Below are 18,939 nucleotides of genomic sequence, written 5' to 3'. Positions count from 1 at the left end.
GCAGGGCCACGGCCAGGGCCACAGCTTCGTCGTCATCGAGAAGCAGCGGCGGCAGCGTCGTTCCGGCGCGGAGCCGATAGCCGCCTGCGACGCCTGATTCGGCGTCGATGTCGTAGCCCAGCGACCGGAGCCGTGTCATATCCGCGCGCACCGTGCGGGTGCTCACTCCCAACTGATCGGCCAACGCCACACCGGACCAGTGCCAGCGGGCCTGCAGCAGCGAGAGCAAACGGAGGAGGCGTGCAGCGGTGTCTGCCATGACCCCAGGATCCCAGCTGTTGCGGAGCGCAATCTTCCGCAATCCTTGCCACGCTGCACCCATGACAACCGCACCCGCCTCGCAGACCTCCGCTCCACCTCGACCGCTGGCCGGCCACGGCACCCTGGTGACCGGGGGTTCCCGTGGTATCGGCCGCGCGGTCGCCGCCCGGCTCGCCGCCGACGGTGCCGCCGTGGTGTTCACCTACGCCAGCCGGCACACCGCCGCCGACGACCTCGTCGACCAGATCACCGCCGACGGCGGTTGGGCGCGCGCACTCCAGTTGGACCTGGCGGACCCGAGCCGGTTCGACGCCGTGTTCACGGCGGCCGATCAGGCATTTTCCGATGCTGGTGTCGACGGGTTGACGGTGTTGGTGGACAACGCCGGGATCATGACCCACGCGCCCCTCGACCAGCTCGGCGTCGATGAGTGGGACCGGACGATGGCCGTCAACGCCCGCGGCACCTTCCTGACCGTGCAGCACGCCGCTCGGCGGATGCGCGACGGTGGCCGGATCATCACGATCTCCACCATCGGCACCGCCTGGCCCAGCCCCGGCGAAGCCGCCTATGCAGCCAGCAAGGCCGCCGTCGAACAGATCACCCGCGTCGCCTCCCGTGAACTCGGCGCACGGGGTATCACCGCGAACACCGTGTCGGCCGGCCCCACCGACACCGATCTGCTGCGTGCCGGCGCTCCGGAGGAAGCACTCGCCGGTGCCGCCGCGATGACAGCGCTGGGCCGTATCGGGCTACCCGATGATATCGCCGACCTCGTCTCACTGCTGGCGCACCCGGACAGCCGGTGGATCACCGGCCAGAACATCCGCGCGGACGGTGGTCTCACCTGAACTGTATCGGGAACGGATCTACTGACATGTTGGCTTCCCACAACGACCCGGATCCTTGATCTTGAGATGGACCAACGAGGCGGTGACCCATCTCGCAGCACCCAGTTCACGGTGTCTCATAAGTCGGTTCCACAACCGAGTGTCGAAAAATTGATACGGAAACAGCTTTCGGGACTACCGCGACCGTGCGACGGGGGACATCTGCGAGCGTGGCGCCCACGGTCTCCGGTCAGTGTTCGTCGGTGACTCCGTGTGCGGTGTCGAGTTCGTTCCAGGTGGCGTCGACAGCAGTGGCGAGTTCGTTGTCAGTGGGGACGAGTTCGCGGATCGGGTCAGGCAGGGTGTCGTAGGTATAGTTCGCCACCGCCAGTGGGGCTGTGGTGCCGGCGAGTGAGTAGCGCACGACGTTGTCGTTGCGGCCGGCGCACAGCAGGATCCCGATCGTTGCAGCGTGTTGGTCCGGGACACGCAGGTTCTCATCGACCCAAGACACGTAGAAGCCGAGTTTGCCTGCGTATTCGGGTTCGAATCGGCCGATCTTGAGTTCGACGACGACGAACCGTGACTGGAGCCAATTGAAGAACAGCAGGTCGATGTAGAAGTCGTCGCCGTCGACGGAGAAGTGGTACTGGCGGCCGATGAACGCGAACCCGTGCCCGAGCTCGAGAAGGAACGCCTCGAGACGGGACATCAGGGCGGCTTCGAGATCACGTTCGGCAACTCGTTCGGTGAGGTTGAGGAAGTCGAACACGTACGGGTCGCGGACGAGCTGCTGGGCCAGGTCCGACTCCTCTGTGGGCAGGTGGTCGGGGAAGTTCGACGGAGCTGCTCCGATCCTGCGGTGCAGGCCCCCGGCGATTTGGTTGGTGAGGACATTGCGGGACCAGCCGTGCTCGGCGGCCCGGTCGGCGTACCAGTTGCGGTCATCGAGGCCGTCGAGCTTGTCGAGCAGCACCGTGACGTGTCCCCACGGCAATCGTCCAACAGAGTGTTGGACGATTGCCGTCCGCGGCCACACTGTGGCCAATTGCCGCATGTAGAACAGGTTGGAGCGGGAAAGTCCGCGCATGTGCGGGAACTCAGACCGCAGGTCCTCCGCGAGCCGATCGATGACTCGTGTTCCCCATCCCTGCGCCTGCTGCTTGTCTGCGAGGGCGCGTCCCAGGTCCCAGTACAGGACCAGCAGCTCGGTATTGACTGTCCGAGCCGCCTGGGTCCGCGCCTGACGGACGTGGCCTTTCAACTGGTCCAAGAACCGAGGGTAGTCATCGGGCAGTGCGGCGGGATTAGTCATCGCCTCATCCTCTCCCAACTTCCACGACTTGCGTCCGCCGAGGCGACGGTAACGCGTCGCGGACGCCTTCTACGAGGCCGCGATCGGGCGGCGACTCGATGCACGGTGCCGGCGGCGGTAAGGGAGACAGCGTGCGTCTATGCGGGAGCGGTAGAGTTGACCACGTGCTCGATTTCGGCCAGGAGGCCGGCCAACTCGGGGTATTTTCGCGGTGAGAGAGCCCGAAGCGGGCACTTCGGTGAACTGAGGGCACGCTTGGCAGTTGCCACGATCGTGGCGCCGACCATCAACTCGATCACGGTCCGGCGCTTTCCGCCTGACCGGAATTTCGTTGTACTCTGCGCCGACCCCTACGACAGGACCTCGACCAGGGTGGTTGCCGAGTCGCCGGTCATGACTCGTTCGACACTGTCGAGGTGCTTGCGCCAAAATGCTTCGGCGGCACCGGGTTCGCCGGTCCGCAACAGCGCGACAAGTTTGCGGTTGGACCGCAGCGCGACGGCGGCGCCCGGACGCTCCGACATCTCGGCGCGCGTCGAAATGTACAGAGCGTTGTGGGCGTCCATGATGTCGAGCAGCATGCCGGCGAGCACCGCCATCGTCTCGTTGCCGCCGAGTTCCATCACCATCCGGTGCACCTCGGTGTCGTGCCGCGCAAACGCGACCGGGTCGCCGGTCAGATCGTTGCCACGCTCGACGAGGTCGGCGAGGGTATCGACGCGACCGTCCGGGTCTGCGGCGATCAGACCGACCGCGGCGACCTCGAGTTCGGTGCGGGCGCGGTAGACGTCGGCGAGGGGCACGCCCTGGTATTGCAGCAGCAGACCGGTGGCACGTGCGGCGGTCGAGCGATCCGGTGCCTGGACGCGGGCGCCGCCGTGGGCGCCGCGCAGGACGGTGATGATGCCTTCGGACTCGAGGATTCGAAATGCCTCGCGCAGCGTCGGCCGGGACACCCCGAACCGTTCCATCAGGGCCGCTTCGTTGGGTAGTGGCTCGCCGGGGCGGAGTTCACCGATGACGATCTGTCGTCGCAGGCTCGCCGCGATCAGTTCGCCTGCCTTCGGCACGCGAACAACCGTCGAGCGTCCGTCGAGTGGCATTTCACCGTCCTGTAATCCCGTCTTGCAGCCCAGCGCTGTCGGCTAAGAATACAAGAATCTACCGCTTTGAACGCTGATGAGTATATTCATCTGCCCGTATGAGCTGGGATTTATCCTCTGCGGTATGAGCGAAGCAACCACGCCCGAATTCACCGCCACTGCCGACTTGGCCGACGAGATCGGCCCGGACATCCGTAGCTGCGACACCCAGTTCATCCAGTTCGGCGCGCGCACCGAGTTCTGTGGGCCGATCACCACCATCCGTTGCTTCCAGGACAACCTCCTCGTCAAGCAGACCCTGAGCGAGCCCGGCAACGGCGGCGTCCTCGTCGTCGACGGCGACGCGAGCGTCCACACCGCCCTCGTCGGCGACATCATCGCCGGCCGCGGCGTCGACAACGGCTGGGCCGGCGTCATCGTCAACGGCGCGGTCCGCGACTCCGCGATCCTGCGCACCCTCGAGATCGGCATCAAGGCGCTGGGCACCAACCCGCGCAAGAGCACCCAGACCGGTTCCGGGGAAAAGAACGTGCCCGTCGAGATCGGCGGGGTCATCTTCAATCCGGGCGAGATCGTCTACAGCGACCACGACGGCGTCGTCGTCCGCGCCGAATCCTGACCGGTCGCGCGCGTCAGCCTTCTCGGGTGACGCGCGCGCTCGCCCCGGCGATCTCCACGACATCGCCGCCGTGCAGTTGCCTGCCGCGCCGGAACTCCGCCTCGCCGTTGACGGACACCAAACCGTCCGCGATGACTTCCTTCGCCTCCGCTCCCGATTCGATGAGGTTCGCCAGCTTCAGGAACTGGCCGAGCCGGATCGACTCGTCGCGGATGGGAACTTCGTAGGCGTCGGACATGCCGTCCATTCTCACCGAGAAGGTCCGGATCGACTATTTCGCGTCCTCCGCTGCACACTGGACGGGTGAGTGGCCCTGCGCTGATCTGGTTCCGTCGCGACCTGCGGCTGCACGACCTGCCCATCCTGCTCTCCGCGGCGGACGCCGCAACAGATGCGGTCGCGGTGTTCGTACTCGACGACCGACTGCTGCACCCCGGACCGCGCACCACTTTTCTGCTGCGCTGCCTGCGCGCACTCGACGACGACCTGGACGGACGGCTGCTCGTCGTCCGCGGTGTTCCAGCAGCAGCCGTCCCGCAAGTGGTACGGGACCTGGATGCGGGTTCGGTGCACATCAGCGCCGATCACGGGCCGTACGGGTCGCGCCGGGACCGCGCCGTCGAGGACGCGTTGGGGCCGGTACCGCTGGTGCGCACCGGGTCGCCCTACGCGGTGTCCCCCGGTCGCGTACTCAAACGCGACGGCAGCCCGTACCGGGTGTTCACGCCGTTCCGGGCGGCATGGCTCGAGCACGGCTGGCGGGCACCGGCCCGGACCCGCGCATCGACAGTGACGTGGATCGACCCGGATGGCATTCGCGGCCGGGTCGCGATCCCGGCCGACGACGACCCCGCGGTGCCGTGCCCACCGGCCGGGGAGGCTGCGGCACGACGACGCTGGCGGCAGTTCCGCGACGACGCCCTCGAGCGGTACGACCGCGACCGGGACCGCCCCGACGTGGACGGAACCAGCAAGCTATCGCCCTATCTGAAGTTCGGATGCCTGCATCCGCGCACGCTGCTGCACGACCTGCGGGACCGCGCCGACGCCGGCGCCGCGACGCTGCGCAGCGAACTGTGCTGGCGCGACTTCTACGCCGATGTGCTGCACCACCGGCCGGACACCGCGTACCGCAACTACAACGACCGATTCGACAGCATCCGGTACGACACCGGCCCCGACGCCGAGCGCACGTTCGCGGCATGGCAACAGGGGCGCACCGGATTTCCCATCGTGGATGCGGGCATGCGCCAGTTGCTCGCCGAGGGCTGGATGCACAACCGGGTCCGGATGATCGTCGCGTCGTTCCTCACCAAGGATCTCCACCTGCCCTGGTGGTGGGGCGCGCGGCATTTCATGGATCGCCTCGTCGACGGCGATTTGGCGTCAAACCAGCACGGATGGCAGTGGACCGCCGGGTGCGGCACCGACGCCGCGCCCTACTTCCGGGTGTTCAACCCGACGACACAGGGTGAGAAGTTCGATCCGAGGGGTGACTACGTGCGCCGATGGGTACCCGAGTTGCGTGAGATACCCGGCAACGTGCACCGGCCGGTCCGCGGATCGGCGCCGGGTTATCCGGACCCGATCGTCGACCACGTGCACGAACGGCAGGTCGCGCTGGCTCGCTACGGCGAGACCGCAGGCCGCGACGGCCCACCCATCCGGTGACGACGCGGTTCCGAATGACCGGAAACGCCGTATCAACGGAATACAGCATCATCATGCACTCGGGACGGAGCGGTCATGGGCATCGAGTACTCGAGCATCGTCGACGTCCCCCGCGACGACGTCTTCGAATGGCACGCCCGGCCGGGTGCGATCACCCGCCTGCTGCCACCGTGGCAGCCGATGCGCGTCGTCACGGAGGCGGAGTCACTCGCCGACGGCCGCGCCGTGCTCGGCTTACCGGGCGGTCTGCGGTGGATCGCCGACCATCAACCCGAGGACTACGACCCGCCCGCGCGTTTCGTCGACCAACTCGGCCGCGACGGTCTCGCGTCACTCCCCTCCGGTCTCGTCGGGTCGTGGCGGCACGAGCACACCTTCGAGGCTGTCGGCCGCGACCGCACCCGCATCGTGGACCGCGTCGACACTCCGGTCCCGGAAGGGCTGCTACGGCAGACGTTCCGGTTCCGGCACCGTCAGATCGCCGACGATCTCGACCGGCACCGCTGGGCGCACGCGCAGGGTGTACGACCGGTGACGGTCGCGGTCAGTGGCGCGTCCGGAATGATCGGCAGTGCGCTGACCGCGTTCCTGACCACCGGTGGCTACCGGGTGATCCGACTGGTGCGCCGGCCCGCCCGCGACCGTCACGAACGGCAGTGGAATCCGGCGGCGCCGGCCGAGGATCTGCTCGAGGGCGTCGACGCGGTGGTGCATCTGGCCGGCGCCTCGATCGCGGGTCGCTTCACCGACGATCACAAGGCCGCGGTGCGCGACAGCCGCATCGAACCGACCCGGCTCCTCGCCGAATGCGCCGCGAACACCGCGAACGGTCCGGCCTCGTTCGTGTGCGCCTCCGCGATCGGCCTCTACGGCTACTACCGCGGCGACGAAACTCTCGACGAGAATGCGTCCCGCGGATCCGGTTTCCTCGCCGACGTGGTCTCCGACTGGGAGGCGGCGACGAAACCCGCCGAGGCAGCCGGTTTGCGTGTCGTCCACGTTCGGACGGGAATCGTGCAGACCCCGCGCGGCGGCACCCTGCAACTGATGCGACCACTGTTCGCCGCCGGGCTCGGCGGGCGACTCGGCGACGGCAGGCAATGGTTGTCCTGGATCGACCTCGACGACCTGATCGACGTCTACCATCGGGCTCTCACCGACCCGGCCTTGTCCGGTCCCGTGAATGCCGTTGCGCCCGAGCCGGTCCGCAACGACGAGTACACGCGGGTATTGGCCGGGGTGCTGCACCGGCCGGCGCTGCTGCCGGTGCCGTCGTTCGGTCCGAGGCTGCTTCTCGGCGATCAGGGTGCCCGTGAGCTCGCCCTGGCCGATCAGCATGTTGTGCCGCGTCGCCTGGTCGATGCCGGGCACACCTTCCGCCGTCCTCATCTCGAGGACTGTCTGCGCCATCAACTCGGGCACATCGTCGCACCGGCATGACCGCCCCGGTGCACATCCTCATCACCGGGGCCACCGGCTACATCGGTGGCCGGCTCGCTCCCCGGCTCGTCGCCGCCGGACACCGGGTGCGGGTCCTGGCCCGCAGCCCCGAGAAGTTGCGTGACGTCCCGTGGGCAGCGGACGTCGAGGTGATGCAGGGCGACCTCGACGACTCCGATTCGGTGTACGCCGCGTGCAGGGGCATCGACGTCCTTTACTACCTCGTCCACTCCATGAGCGGGCACAGCGACTTCGCCGAGACCGAACAGAGATCGGCCGAGCACGTCGCCGCCGCAGCGCGCCGCGCCGACGTCGGACGGATCGTCTATCTCGGTGGCCTGCATCCGGATTCCGACCGCCTGTCACCACATCTGAGGTCGCGGGAACAGGTCGGCCGGATACTGCTCGATTCCGGGGTGCCGACGCTGATCCTGCAGGCCGGTGTCGTCATCGGTTCGGGCTCGGCGTCGTTCGAGATGATCCGGCACCTGGGCAACCGACTGCCGGTGATGACCACACCGCGATGGGTGAACAACCGGATTCAGCCGATCGCGGTACGCGACGTGCTGCATTATCTCGTCGCGGCGGCCGACGCGCCACTGCCGCGCAGTCGCAGCTTCGACATCGGCGGCCCCGATGTGCTGCGCTACGGCGAGATGCTGCAGGTCTATGCGGAGGTCGCCGGTCTGCTTCGCAGGCGCATCGTGGTGCTGCCGGTTCTCACCCCGCGCCTGGCCGGTTTGTGGATCGGTCTGGTGACCCCTATTCCACCGTCCTTGGGCCGAGCCCTGATCGAATCATTGAGCACCGATGCGGTCGTCACGAATCACGACATCGACGCGGTGATCCCCCCACCGCCGGGCGGCACCACCGGATACCGGGATGCGGTCGCGCTGGCATTGCATCGTGTCGAGCGTGGCGAGGTGGAAACCACCTGGGCGAACGCAGCGCCGGTCGGTGCGCCCGCCGAGCCGTTGCCGTCCGATCCGGATTGGGCAGGGGAGGTGGTGTTCACCGACGAGCGCACGCTCGAGTGTGATTGCCCGGTCTCGGACGTGTGGCCGGTCGTCGAGAGCATCGGCGGCGAGAACGGCTGGTATTCCTTCCCGTTGGCGTGGACGATCCGGGGATGGCTGGATCGTTTCGCCGGTGGGGTGGGTCTGGCGCGGGGGCGGCGCGATGCGACCACCCTGCACACCGGCGATGCGCTGGATTTCTGGCGCGTCGAACGGATCGACCGGCCCGAATTGTTGAGGTTGCGCGCCGAGATGCTCGCCCCGGGCGGGGCGTGGCTCGAGTGGCACCTCGAACCGCTCGGCCCCGACCGGACCCGCCTGCACCAGCGGGCGATCTTCTTCCCGAAAGGTCTTGCCGGACGGCTCTATTGGTATTCTCTGCTGCCGTTCCACGGCATCATCTTCCACGGCATGCTGGAGAACATCGCCGGTGCGGCGCGGCGAACCCGGTGATCCTGCCGATCACCGGGTGCTGCTCACACCGTATCGCTCACACCGTATCGCTCACACCGTATCGCTCACACCGTGCAGAGGGGTTTGATCTCCTGTAGGCCTTCGGTGGTCGGGGAGGTCAGCATCAGGTAGGAGTCGTAGCCGGCGTCCTCGACCACGGTGCGGATCTGCTGCCACGCAGCGTCGTCTACCACGGGCGAGCGCGACAGCACGAACCCGGACACGCGGGTCGGGTCACCGACGAGCGCCCACGAGTAGTCGTCGGCCAGGTAGGTGACGATGTAGTTGCTCGGGCCGTCGAGCGAATCCTGGAAGGGCACACTCGGGAACGACACGTGCAGCGATGCGGTGTCGTTGACCCGTGCGTTGCCGACGATCCCGCGTCGCTCACCGGTGATCGTCGTGCACGAATTTTCCACGCGCACAGTACGTTCGTCGATCAGCGTGTAGTTCGCGGTGGTGTCTCGGACACAGTCGATATTGAACGGTGCCGGGTTGGCGGCGAGCTGATACCAGTCGCCGACATACCTCGTCACATCCAGTTGGGGAACAGGGGTCAACGGTGCCGCATGAGCGGGCGCCGCGACAAGGGCCGAACCCGCCGCGGCGATTACCGCGGCGGCGAGTCCGATCAACGCTCGTTTCACGAGGGTTTCCTTTCGTCGGTCCGGGCGGTGGATCACTGCAGGGGCAGCAGGACACCGGGTGTCTCACCGGTCATTCGCCGCCGGCCACCTGCCGGATGGGTCCGAACGAGTGAATTCCTCCCGGTCCACGAGGCGGACTCTCGGTGACCCATCCGCCGTGCCCACGGCTGCGAATGGCGGACATGAAGATTCCTTCGAGCCGGGGTCGCGCCCACGTGCTGGTGCTGCCCGGTGGCAAACCGGTGAGTTCGGCCGCGGCCCGCTGGTGGCATCTATCGCAGGTGCGGATGTCTCTGCTCACCGAGTCGCTACGCCTACGCATGTCCGGCACGGGCATCACCGTTTCGCAGGTCCGGTACACGGTGCGGGGCTGGAACGGCGACTTTCGCAGCCCGGTGCACGACGGCCGGCGCACCCTCGACGAGATCCGCCGACGGCGGCCCGATGCGCCCATCGGGCTCGTCGGTCATTCGATGGGTGGTCGCGTCGTCGCGCATCTTGCCGCGCAACCGCAGGTCGAGGCGGTCGTGGCGCTGGCTCCGTGGTGGCCGAACGACGATGCCGCCCGGATCCCCCCGGGACAGCGGCTTCTCGTCGTGCACGGCACCGCGGACCGGTGGACCGATCCGGCGACTTCCGAAGCCCAGACCGCGAACGCGCGCCGACGGGGTGTGGACGCAACCTGGTGCCCGTTCCCCGGGGCCGGCCACTTCCTGCTTACTCGGCCGTGGCGCTGGCACGCGCTCACCGCTGACTTCCTGTCCGACGCCCTCACCACCACCCGATCCTCCGGAGACCCGCGTGAACAGTGACAAGCCACGTTCCGTCGCGGTCATCGGTAGCGGTGTCGCCGGGCTCACCGCGGCCCATGTCCTCGCCGATCGCGACCGCGTCACCCTGTTCGAAGCCGATACCCGACCGGGCGGCCACGCCCACACGCACGACGTCGACCTCGGCGGCGGCGTGACACTTCCGGTGGATACCGGGTTCATCGTGCACAACGACCGCACCTATCCGACGCTGCTGCGCCTGTTCGACGAACTGGGCGTCGCGACGCAGGACACCGACATGTCGATGTCCATCCGGTCGGACGTGTCCGGCCTCGAATACGCGGGCGCGAAAGGGATGGCCGGGCTGTTCCCCGACCTGCGGTCGCCGACCCGCCCCCGCTATCTGCGGATGCTCGGCGAGATTGTCCGGTTCCATCGCCTGGCCCGCGCGCTGCTCGCCGAGACCGGCGAACCCGGCGACATCACCCTCGCGGAATTCCTCGCGCGGCACCGGTTCTCCCGCTACTTCGAGGAACATTTCATGACGCCGCTGGTCGCCGCGGTCTGGTCGTGCGATCCGCTGCAGGCGACCCGGTATCCCGCCCGCTATCTGTTCACCTTCCTCGAACACCACGGCATGCTCACCGTGTTCGGGTCGCCGACGTGGCGCACCGTGACGGGCGGCTCGGCCCGCTACGTCGAGAAGGCCACCGCGCGACTCGACGAGGTCCGGCTCGGCACCCCCGTCCGCCACGTCGAACGTATCCCGGCCGGTGTGCGTCTCGTCGCCGGCAGCGGAGAGGTACGAACCTTCGACGCGGCGGTGATCGCGACACATCCGCATCAGGCCCTGGCGATGCTGGCCCGGCCGACCACCCTCGAACAGCAGGTCCTCGGCGCGATGACGTATTCGACCAACCACGCGCAACTGCACACCGACACCTCGCTGCTGCCCCGCGCGGAACGCGCCCGCGCATCGTGGAACTACCTGATCCCCCGCGACCGGAACGGCAGCGACTCGGTGGTGGTCACCTACGACATGAGCAGGCTCATGCGGATCTCCACCGTCACCGATCGGCGCTTCCTCGTCACCCTCGGCGGCGCCCATCTCGTCGATCCCGCCGCGGTGCTCGCGGAGATGACCTACGAGCATCCGCTGTACACACCGGAATCGGTGGCAGCACAGCGACGGCTTCCCGAGCTCGGCGGCAGCACACTGGCTTTCGCCGGTGCCTATCACGGCTGGGGATTCCACGAGGACGGTGCGCGCTCCGGCGTCGAAGCGGCACGACGGCTGGGCGCCGACTGGGACGTGACGTCCGTGCACCCCACCAGCGAGACGGAGGTACTCGCGCGATGACCACGCCGGCGCTCTACCGCACCCGAATCCGGCACACCCGCCGGACCCCGATCCGGCACGGCTTCGAATACCGTAGTTACAGTTGGTTCGTCGACCTCGACGACCTGCCACACCTGCCGTTCTGGCTGCGCCCCTTCGCACGATTCGACGCCCGCGACCATTTCGACGTGCCACACCCGCGGGCGACACTGCGCGACAGGCTCGAGGTGTATCTCGCCGAGTACGACATCGACCTGCGGGGCGGCCGGGTCTCCGCACTGCTCAACGCGCGCGTGCTCGGCTACGTGTTCAATCCGTTGAGTCTGTTCTGGTGCCACGACGACACAGGAGTCCTCGTGTGTGTGGTCGCCGAGGTGCACAACACATGCGGGGGCAGGCACTGCTACCTGCTGCGCCCCGATGTGACCGGGCGCGCCGACGTCGACAAGGCGTTCTACGTCTCCCCGTTCAATCCAGTCGACGGCCACTACCGCCTGTCCGTCCCGGAACCCGGGGACGAACTGAACGTGACAGTCACCCTGTACCGGGACGGCTCGGCACCGTTCACCGCCACCATGCGGGGCCGGGCCCGGCCGGCGACCAACACCACCGTCGCACTGACTCAACTCTCTTATCCTTTTGCACCGCTGTTGGTTTCGGCAAGGATCCGCCGCCAGGGTATCGCCCTGTGGCTACGCAGACTGCCGCTCGCCCCCCGGCCCACGGGCCGCCGTCGCCAGGAGACATCTCAGTGACCACACCGGAACTCGACGACACCGAATTCGGCGACACCGAACGCAAGGACACCGAACGCGGCGACACCGGCTCGGGTATCGACGCGCGACGCTGGCCCGACATCGCCCACGTCCGCACCGACCGGTATGCCCGTGCTGCCGGCGCAGTCGCCGACCGCATCTTCCGCCGTGCCGCGTCCCGGTTGGACGTACGCGTCGAATACCCGGACGGCACCGTGATCGGTGCCCCGACCCGGGGCCGCATCCTGCCGCGCATGATCATCCGCCGGCCCGAGGCGTTCGCCCGTAGGCTCGGCACCGCCGGGCTCGTCGGATTCGGCGAGGCCTACATGGCCGGCGACTGGACCGCTCCCGACCCGGTCTCGGTGCTCATGCCGTTCGCCGCCGGAGTCGGCGAGTTGGTCCCCCGTCCGTTGCAGCGCCTGCGCCGGTTTGTCGTCGCCGGTCAGCCTGCCGCGGAATGTAACTCGGCCGACAATACCCGTTCGAACATTTCGCGCCACTATGATCTGTCCAACGAGCTGTTCGCATCGTTCCTCGACGGGACCCTCACCTATTCGAGCGCGCTGTTCGAGGTGCTCCCGGCTCGCCAGGACGCGCTGACCGGTGCGCACCATCGCAAGATCGACCGCCTACTCGACGCCGCCGGGGTAACCAGGGGCACCCGACTACTCGAAATCGGCACGGGGTGGGGCGAATTGAGCCTTCGCGCGGCGCATCGCGGCGCCCGGGTCCGATCGGTGACGTTGTCGCGAGAACAACAAGAGTTCGCGCGCCGACGTGTCGCCGACGCCGGCTTCGCCGAGTCGGTGCAGATCGACCTGCTCGACTACCGGGCGGTCGACGGCGAGTACGACTCGATCGTGTCGGTCGAGATGATCGAAGCGGTCGGCTACGACTACTGGCCCACCTATTTCCGCGCCCTCGATCGGCTGCTCCGCCCCGGTGGGCGCGTCGGCCTCCAGGCGATCACGATGCCGCACGACCGGATGGTCGCGACCCGCGACACCTACACGTGGATCCACAAGTACGTTTTCCCCGGCGGTCTGCTCCCGTCCACCGAGGTGATCGACACGATCACCCGGGAGCACACGTCGCTGCGCACCGTCGACCGTCTCCGATTCGGTGACCACTACGCCGAAACATTGCGATTGTGGCGCGAACGGTTCCTCGTGAACAGCGGCCGGATCGAGACGCTCGGCTTCGACGCGACCTTCCGCCGGATGTGGGAGTTCTACCTCGCCTACTCGGAGGCCGGATTCCGGTCCGGCTACCTCGACGTCCAGCACATCGTCTTCGCGAAGGAGGCCAGACCATGAATGCCTGGGGTAGTTTCCTCACCGTCTCGCTGGTCAGCCTTGCCGCTCTCGCGGTCCTGCAGGGCGCCACGTTCGCGGTCGGGCACCGGATCGGCCGGTACAACGTCGTCGACGTGGCATGGGGCGCCGGATTCGTGCTGGTTGCCGCGGTCGCCGCGGTGCTCGGCGACGGCGACCCGGCGCGGCGTATCCTGCTGCTGGTACTCGTGGCGGTGTGGGGTGTGCGGCTCACCTGGCACATGCACCGCAAGTCCGCAGGCAAGGGCGAAGATCCGCGGTACACCGATCTGCTGAACCGGTCCGGGGGCACCTCCGTCGGCACCGTGGTGCGGAGGATCTTCGTCGTTCAGGGAGCCGCCCAGTGGTTCGTGTCGCTGCCGATCCAGGTGTCGGCTGTCGCCGGTCCCACCCGGGGCGCCGCCGCGGTCGTGGTGGCCGCCGGTGTCGCGCTGTGGGTGATCGGTGCCCTGTTCGAAGCGGTCGGTGACCGGCAGTTGCGCACCTTCAAGGCGGACCCCGCGAGCCGAGGGAAGATCATGGACCGCGGCTTGTGGGCCTGGACGCGGCACCCGAACTATTTCGGTGACGCGACGGTGTGGTGGGGGCTGTGGCTGATCGCGGCGAGTGCGTGGCCCGGCGCGATCACCGCCGCCTCGCCCGCGATCATGACGTACTTCCTGGTCTACGCCACCGGAGCGCGACTCCTCGAACAGTCCATGTCGCAGCGACCGGGATATCGCGAGTACCAGCAGCGCACCTCGTACTTCCTGCCGCGGCCGCCGCGCCGCGCGCAGAAGCGATCCGATCCCGATGACCGCCCCGGTTCTGCCGGCTGATCCGGCACCCGGCCGTGTGCGGAATGGGTTGAGCCGCCCGATTCGCCCGGCTAAGCTGTCCGGCGATGAGCGGACACGGCCGATGACCGACGTCGGCGGCGGCACCGACACACTCGACTCACTCCTCGCGAAGGTCGCGACCGAGGATCATTCGGCCTTCGCCGAGTTCTACGATCTGACGCGCGCCCGCGCCTACGGCATGGTGTTGCGGGTGCTGCGCGATCCCGGATACAGCGAGGAAACGCTGCAGGAGGTGTACCTGCAGGTATGGCACACCGCGTCCGGTTTCGATCCGGAGCGGGGTTCGGCCCTGTCGTGGCTGATCACCCTGGCCCACCGCCGCGCCGTCGACCGGGTCCGGTCCGAACAGTCCGGCGCCGACCGAGAAGCCCGCTGGGGCGCACTGTCCACGGATGCGGCGTTCGACACGGTGAGCGAGGAAGTGGTGCGGCGCGACGACACGCAGCAGGTCGCGGACTGTCTGGGCACGTTGACCGATCTGCAACGGCAGTCGGTAGAGCTCGCGTACTACAGCGGGCTGACCTACCGGGAGGTGTCGGAGCGGCTGTCCGCCACCTTGCCGACCGTCAAATCGAGAATCAGGGACGGGTTGCTCCGTCTGCGGAATTGTCTTGGGGGTGACCAGCGATGACGAACAGCACCCACGCCGATTTCGGTGGTGAGGACCTTCTCGGTCTCGCCGCGGTCTATGCCCTCGATGCGGTATCGGATGCCGAACGGCGCGAGATCGACGCGCGCGTCGCCGCCGCGACTCCCGTGGTCGCCGCCGCATTCGAGCGGGAGGTCCGCGACATCCGAGAGACGATGGCTCAGGTTTCCCGCGTCGGCGCGGTGGAACCACCCGAACGGGTCCGCGACCGGCTGCTCGACACGATCACCGCGACCGGCACTTCCTCCCCCGAGGCTTCGGCTCCCGCCCCGATATCGCTTGCGCAACACCGCAAGCGACGACGCAACTTCCTACTGGCTGCCGCGGCGGCGGTGATCGTCGCGGTCGGTGCCGTCGGTCTCGGATCGCGGATCGGACAGGACGTTCCGCCACCGACGTCCGCGCAGATCCTCGCGGCCGACGACGTACGGACCACCTCGGGTTCGATCGAGGGTGGCGGCACCGCGACGGTCGTGTACTCGAAGGAGGTCGACGCGGGTGTCCTGGTGATGAACAACGTGGCCCCGCCGACCGAGGGAACCGTCTACCAGATGTGGTTGCTCGGGCCCGACGGTCCGACGTCCGCCGGCACGATGACCCCGGCCGATGTCGCGCCGTCGACGACGGCGGTGCTCGGCGACATCGCCGGCGCCACCGGGCTGGGTTTCAGTATCGAACCGACGGGCGGATCACCGCAGCCGACGAATATTTTCGCGGAACTGCCCCTGACCTGAGCGGAGCGATCCACGCCACAATCAGACAGCCGCGCGCGGCAGGCACCGCGCTGTTGTCTCGGCCGTCGGCGGCTGCGGGGAGCCGCTACGGGCGGGTGCCGACGACGACTGTGGCGTCGTATACCTCCGAAGTCCGCACCGTCGCGGCGAGGCCGGCTGCGCCGAACACCGCGATCGCCGCGTCCGCCTGGGATTCGCCGATTTCCATCAGCAAACGGCCGCTCGGCGCGAGCCAGCCGGGCGCGGCGTCCGCCAGCCTGCGATGCACGTCGAGCCCGTCGCCGCCACCGTCCAAGGCGATTCTCGGTTCGTACGACCGCGCCTCGGACGGCAGGAACGCGACCGCGGCGGTCGGTACATAGGGCGCGTTCGCGACGAGCACATCGACACATCCCGCAATGGACGCGGGAAGCGGTGCGCACAGGTCGCCCGCGTACACCCGACCACCGAACCGTTCGATGTTGCGGCGCGCGCACCGCACCGCGATCGGGTCGACATCACCGGCGTACAAGTCGATGCCGGCAATCGCCCGCCCCAGCACCGCGCCGACCGCACCCGAGCCACAACACAGGTCGACGACCACGTCGCCCGGTGCCAGCCCCTCGGCGGCGCACCGTGCCAGCAGTTCGGTGCGGTGCCGCGGCACGAACACTCCGGGTTCGACAATGATGCGCAGACCGCAGAATTCGGCCCACCCCAGTACCTGTTCGAGCGGCAGCCCGGCGGTGCGGCGGCGAACGAATTCCGCCAGTTCCTCCGAACTGTCGGCCTCGGCCGTGAGCACATCCGCTTCCGCTTCGGCGAACACGCATCCGGCCGCGCGCAATTCCTCGACCAGACCGGTGTGAACCCGATCCCGGAACGACGGTTGGGCGGCCACGACACACCCTAACGCGATTCATCCAACCGATGCCGGAATCCGAGCGCACCCGTCCAGCCTCCGGCCGGCTCCGAATACCCGCCGTTCGCGCCGAACACCGGCAAGATGGTTCGCGCCGCGGCGGACCACCGACGTCAGGAGAAATCACGTGATCACGACGACCCCGACGCCGCCGGGCCGGCGTCTACGCCGGCTGCTGCCCGCACTGCTGGTGCTCGTGTGGCTCGCGATCGCCGGGGGCGGTGGCCCGTTCGCCGGGAAGCTCAGTGAGGTCGCGCAGAACGACAACAGCGCGTTCCTGCCCGCGTCGGCGGAGTCGACTCGCGCGGACCAGTTGTTCGCGGAGTTCACCGATACCAGCGCTGTGCCCGCCATCGTCGTCGCCGAGCGGGAATCCGGGATCACCCCCGACGACCTGGCGTTTCTCTCCGCCGAGTCGGTGGGTCCGCCACCGATCCCGTCCCAGGACGGTCGGGCCGCCCAGTTGATCGTGCCGATCGACAGCGACAGCGATGTCGGTACGGCGGTGGAGGAACTGCGTGAGCGGGTGGCCTCCCCGCCGGACGGGCTGACCGTGCACGTCACCGGCCCGGCCGGGCAGATCGCCGATCTGTCCGCCGCGTTCGCCGGTATCGACGGGTTGTTGCTGCTCGTCGCCGGTGGTGTGGTGCTGCTGATCCTGTTCGCCGTGTACCGCAGCCCGATCCTGCCGTTCGTCGTGATCGTCTCGGCGGTGTTCGCCCTCGCACTGGCGAGCCTGGCGGTGTATCTCCTCGCCGATGCCGGTGTCATCGCCCTCAACGGGCAGAGTCAGGGCATCCTGTTCATTCTCGTGTTCGGCGCCGCAACGGACTACGCCCTGCTGCTGGTCGCGCGGTTCCGCGAGGAACTGCGCGCCACGGCGGACAAGTACGAGGCGATGCGCGTCGCGTGGCGTTCGACGCTGGAACCGATCGCCGCATCCGCTGCGACGGTGATCGCCGGTGTGATGTGTCTGCTGTTGTCGGATCTGAACTCGAACCGAGGGCTCGGGCCGGTTGCGGCGATCGGCATTGCCGCGTCGTTCATCGCGTCGATGACGTTCCTGCCCGCCGCGCTGGTGCTGCTGGGCCGTGCCGCGTTCTGGCCGGCTCGTCCGCAGGCCGATCCCGATGCGGACCGCGACGATCTCGCTGCGGCGCACCGGTTCTGGGGTTCGATCTCGCGGACGGTCGGGGCCCATCCCCGGCCCATCGCGATGGTGTGCGGCATCGTCCTCGTCGGGTTCGCGTTGCTGGCGCCGCAGTTCAAGGCGAGCGGTGTCGCGTCGTCGGATGTGTTTCTGCTCCAGACGGATTCGTCGTCCGGCCAGCAGATTCTCGGCGATCACTTCGATGCCGGTACCGGTTCGCCGACCGTCGTCGTCGCCCGTGAGAACTCGCTCGACGCGGTCACCTCGGCGACCCGGGTCGAGGGTGTCACCACCGTTGCACCGGTGACCGGGCCCGACGGTGCCCCGACCGTGGTCGACGGCCGGATCGCGGTGCAGGCCACCTTGTCCGATCCGGCCGATTCCCTCGAGGCCGAGCGCACCGTCGAACGGATCCGCGACGCGGTGCACGCCGTACCCGGCGCCGACGCCCTCGTCGGCGGTACCACCGCGGTCGATCTCGATACGAAGGACACCGCGACCCGCGACCGCACCGTCATCGTTCCGGTCGTCACGGTGGTGGTGCTGTTGATCCTGGTCCTGCTGCTCCGGGCGATCGTCGCACCGGTGCTGCTGATGCTCACCGTGCTCGTCTCGTATGCGGCGACGCTCGGGGTGGCGTCGCTGCTGTTCGATCACGTGTTCCATTTCCCGGGCGCGGACCCGGTGGTGCCGCTGTTCGGGTTCGTCTTCCTCGTCGCTCTCGGGATCGACTACAACATCTTCCTCATGACGCGGGTTCGTGAGGAGAGTGCCCGGGTCGGCACCAGGGAGGGCACACTGCGCGCGCTGACGGTGACCGGCGGTGTCATCACGTCGGCGGGCATCGTGCTGGCGGCCACATTCTCGGCGCTCGCGGTGATCCCGCTGTTGTTCCTCGGGCAGCTCGCGTTCATCGTGGCGTTCGGTGTTCTCCTCGACGCGCTGATCGTGCGGTCGCTGCTGGTGCCGGCGCTGACCGTCGAGATCGGCGAGCGGATCTGGTGGCCGGGTAGGCTCGCGCGGGCGGAGCGCACAGCCGAAGGTCACGGTCGGGTCACGTAGCGATTGTTTTATGGTATTTAATAAACGTGTACCGGGTCGTGTGGATCC

At 68.1% G+C, this 18,939-nt stretch carries 19 protein-coding genes; 13 read left to right on the top strand and 6 right to left on the bottom strand.

What is annotated here, in order from left to right; all coding sequences use genetic code 11:
* The coding region (locus WAX14_RS19045) for a helix-turn-helix transcriptional regulator (RefSeq protein ID WP_422629611.1) at positions 1 to 259 on the bottom strand (259 nt) is incomplete at its 3' end.
* 61 nt (positions 260 to 320) lie between these two features.
* Between WAX14_RS19045 and WAX14_RS19040 the strand changes: the two genes are divergently transcribed.
* A complete protein-coding gene (locus WAX14_RS19040) occupies positions 321 to 1,112 on the top strand; it encodes an SDR family oxidoreductase (protein ID WP_422629610.1) in 792 nt (263 codons plus the stop codon).
* A 229-nt stretch (positions 1,113 to 1,341) separates the two neighbouring features.
* On the opposite strand, the gene WAX14_RS19035 is transcribed toward WAX14_RS19040, so the two are convergent.
* A complete protein-coding gene (locus WAX14_RS19035) occupies positions 1,342 to 2,406 on the bottom strand; it encodes a PDDEXK nuclease domain-containing protein (RefSeq protein ID WP_422629609.1) in 1,065 nt (354 codons plus the stop codon).
* A gap of 350 nt (positions 2,407 to 2,756) precedes the next feature.
* Positions 2,757 to 3,509: a FadR/GntR family transcriptional regulator gene (locus WAX14_RS19030; protein WP_422629608.1), complete on the bottom strand. Its 753-nt coding sequence runs from the start codon at positions 3,507 to 3,509 to the stop codon at positions 2,757 to 2,759.
* 124 nt (positions 3,510 to 3,633) lie between these two features.
* Here WAX14_RS19030 and rraA point away from each other — a divergent pair, with 124 nt between their 5' ends.
* Entirely contained in the window at positions 3,634 to 4,128 is a 495-nt protein-coding gene (rraA, locus tag WAX14_RS19025; RefSeq protein ID WP_422629607.1) for a ribonuclease E activity regulator RraA, read from the top strand.
* 13 nt (positions 4,129 to 4,141) lie between these two features.
* Here rraA and WAX14_RS19020 read toward each other — a convergent pair whose 3' ends face one another.
* Positions 4,142 to 4,366, bottom strand: a complete 225-nt coding sequence (locus WAX14_RS19020) for an RNA-binding S4 domain-containing protein (protein WP_422629606.1) — start codon at positions 4,364 to 4,366, stop codon at positions 4,142 to 4,144.
* 65 nt (positions 4,367 to 4,431) lie between these two features.
* Between WAX14_RS19020 and WAX14_RS19015 the strand changes: the two genes are divergently transcribed.
* From WAX14_RS19015 to WAX14_RS19005, 3 genes are all read left to right on the top strand, one after another.
* Complete coding sequence (locus WAX14_RS19015; RefSeq protein WP_422629605.1) at positions 4,432 to 5,799, top strand: cryptochrome/photolyase family protein; 1,368 nt, start codon at positions 4,432 to 4,434, stop codon at positions 5,797 to 5,799.
* A 75-nt stretch (positions 5,800 to 5,874) separates the two neighbouring features.
* Positions 5,875 to 7,239, top strand: a complete 1,365-nt coding sequence (locus WAX14_RS19010) for a TIGR01777 family oxidoreductase (protein ID WP_422629604.1) — start codon at positions 5,875 to 5,877, stop codon at positions 7,237 to 7,239.
* Entirely contained in the window at positions 7,236 to 8,708 is a 1,473-nt protein-coding gene (locus WAX14_RS19005) for an SDR family oxidoreductase (RefSeq protein WP_422629603.1), read from the top strand. The genes WAX14_RS19010 and WAX14_RS19005 overlap by 4 nt, the downstream gene beginning before the upstream one ends.
* Before the next feature lie 65 nt (positions 8,709 to 8,773).
* Here WAX14_RS19005 and WAX14_RS19000 read toward each other — a convergent pair whose 3' ends face one another.
* Positions 8,774 to 9,355: a lipocalin family protein gene (locus WAX14_RS19000; RefSeq protein WP_422629602.1), complete on the bottom strand. Its 582-nt coding sequence runs from the start codon at positions 9,353 to 9,355 to the stop codon at positions 8,774 to 8,776.
* A gap of 182 nt (positions 9,356 to 9,537) precedes the next feature.
* Here WAX14_RS19000 and WAX14_RS18995 point away from each other — a divergent pair, with 182 nt between their 5' ends.
* The 7 genes from WAX14_RS18995 to WAX14_RS18965 all read left to right on the top strand — a co-directional run bounded on the left by WAX14_RS18995 (position 9,538) and on the right by WAX14_RS18965 (position 15,778).
* Positions 9,538 to 10,167, top strand: coding sequence for an alpha/beta hydrolase (locus tag WAX14_RS18995; RefSeq protein ID WP_422629601.1), 630 nt, complete (start codon positions 9,538 to 9,540; stop codon positions 10,165 to 10,167).
* Positions 10,157 to 11,485: an NAD(P)/FAD-dependent oxidoreductase gene (locus WAX14_RS18990; protein WP_422629600.1), complete on the top strand. Its 1,329-nt coding sequence runs from the start codon at positions 10,157 to 10,159 to the stop codon at positions 11,483 to 11,485. Before WAX14_RS18995 ends, WAX14_RS18990 begins: the two co-directional genes overlap by 11 nt.
* Entirely contained in the window at positions 11,482 to 12,219 is a 738-nt protein-coding gene (locus tag WAX14_RS18985; RefSeq protein ID WP_422629599.1) for a DUF1365 domain-containing protein, read from the top strand. Before WAX14_RS18990 ends, WAX14_RS18985 begins: the two co-directional genes overlap by 4 nt.
* A gap of 77 nt (positions 12,220 to 12,296) precedes the next feature.
* Positions 12,297 to 13,538: a class I SAM-dependent methyltransferase gene (locus WAX14_RS18980; RefSeq protein ID WP_422629613.1), complete on the top strand. Its 1,242-nt coding sequence runs from the start codon at positions 12,297 to 12,299 to the stop codon at positions 13,536 to 13,538.
* The gene (locus WAX14_RS18975; protein WP_422629598.1) at positions 13,535 to 14,374 is read left to right on the top strand and encodes a DUF1295 domain-containing protein; all 840 of its coding nucleotides are present in this window, start codon (positions 13,535 to 13,537) and stop codon (positions 14,372 to 14,374) included. Before WAX14_RS18980 ends, WAX14_RS18975 begins: the two co-directional genes overlap by 4 nt.
* Before the next feature lie 82 nt (positions 14,375 to 14,456).
* Positions 14,457 to 15,026: a sigma-70 family RNA polymerase sigma factor gene (locus tag WAX14_RS18970; protein WP_422629597.1), complete on the top strand. Its 570-nt coding sequence runs from the start codon at positions 14,457 to 14,459 to the stop codon at positions 15,024 to 15,026.
* Positions 15,023 to 15,778 (top strand): anti-sigma factor, encoded by a 756-nt coding sequence (locus WAX14_RS18965; RefSeq protein WP_422629596.1) that lies wholly within the window; start codon positions 15,023 to 15,025, stop codon positions 15,776 to 15,778. The genes WAX14_RS18970 and WAX14_RS18965 overlap by 4 nt, the downstream gene beginning before the upstream one ends.
* Positions 15,779 to 15,863: 85 nt before the next feature.
* Here the strand turns inward: WAX14_RS18965 and WAX14_RS18960 are convergent, their stop codons facing one another.
* Positions 15,864 to 16,658: a putative protein N(5)-glutamine methyltransferase gene (locus WAX14_RS18960; protein WP_422629595.1), complete on the bottom strand. Its 795-nt coding sequence runs from the start codon at positions 16,656 to 16,658 to the stop codon at positions 15,864 to 15,866.
* A 151-nt stretch (positions 16,659 to 16,809) separates the two neighbouring features.
* On the opposite strand from WAX14_RS18960, the gene WAX14_RS18955 reads away from it, so the two are divergent.
* On the top strand, positions 16,810 to 18,891 hold the full coding sequence (locus WAX14_RS18955) for an MMPL family transporter (protein ID WP_422629612.1): 2,082 nt from the start codon (positions 16,810 to 16,812) through the stop codon (positions 18,889 to 18,891).
* The last annotated feature ends 48 nt before the right edge of the window (positions 18,892 to 18,939 follow it).

It is taken from the genome of Rhodococcus sp. (in: high G+C Gram-positive bacteria) (genome assembly GCF_049299235.1).
GTDB lineage: Bacteria > Actinomycetota > Actinomycetes > Mycobacteriales > Mycobacteriaceae > Rhodococcus.
The sequence above is the reverse complement of the archived record's forward strand: the minus strand, read 5'-3'. Positions and strand labels throughout refer to the sequence as shown.

Coding starts and splice junctions, on each gene's coding strand:
- WAX14_RS19035 (WP_422629609.1), bottom strand. CDS start 2,406: ATGACTAATCCCGCCGCACTGCCCGATGACTACCCTCGGTTCTTGGAC.
- WAX14_RS19030 (WP_422629608.1), bottom strand. CDS start 3,509: ATGCCACTCGACGGACGCTCGACGGTTGTTCGCGTGCCGAAGGCAGGC.
- WAX14_RS19020 (WP_422629606.1), bottom strand. CDS start 4,366: ATGTCCGACGCCTACGAAGTTCCCATCCGCGACGAGTCGATCCGGCTC.
- rraA (WP_422629607.1), top strand. CDS start 3,634: ATGAGCGAAGCAACCACGCCCGAATTCACCGCCACTGCCGACTTGGCC.
- WAX14_RS19040 (WP_422629610.1), top strand. CDS start 321: ATGACAACCGCACCCGCCTCGCAGACCTCCGCTCCACCTCGACCGCTG.
- WAX14_RS18970 (WP_422629597.1), top strand. CDS start 14,457: ATGACCGACGTCGGCGGCGGCACCGACACACTCGACTCACTCCTCGCG.
- WAX14_RS19010 (WP_422629604.1), top strand. CDS start 5,875: ATGGGCATCGAGTACTCGAGCATCGTCGACGTCCCCCGCGACGACGTC.
- WAX14_RS18985 (WP_422629599.1), top strand. CDS start 11,482: ATGACCACGCCGGCGCTCTACCGCACCCGAATCCGGCACACCCGCCGG.
- WAX14_RS18995 (WP_422629601.1), top strand. CDS start 9,538: ATGAAGATTCCTTCGAGCCGGGGTCGCGCCCACGTGCTGGTGCTGCCC.
- WAX14_RS18965 (WP_422629596.1), top strand. CDS start 15,023: ATGACGAACAGCACCCACGCCGATTTCGGTGGTGAGGACCTTCTCGGT.
- WAX14_RS18975 (WP_422629598.1), top strand. CDS start 13,535: ATGAATGCCTGGGGTAGTTTCCTCACCGTCTCGCTGGTCAGCCTTGCC.
- WAX14_RS19005 (WP_422629603.1), top strand. CDS start 7,236: ATGACCGCCCCGGTGCACATCCTCATCACCGGGGCCACCGGCTACATC.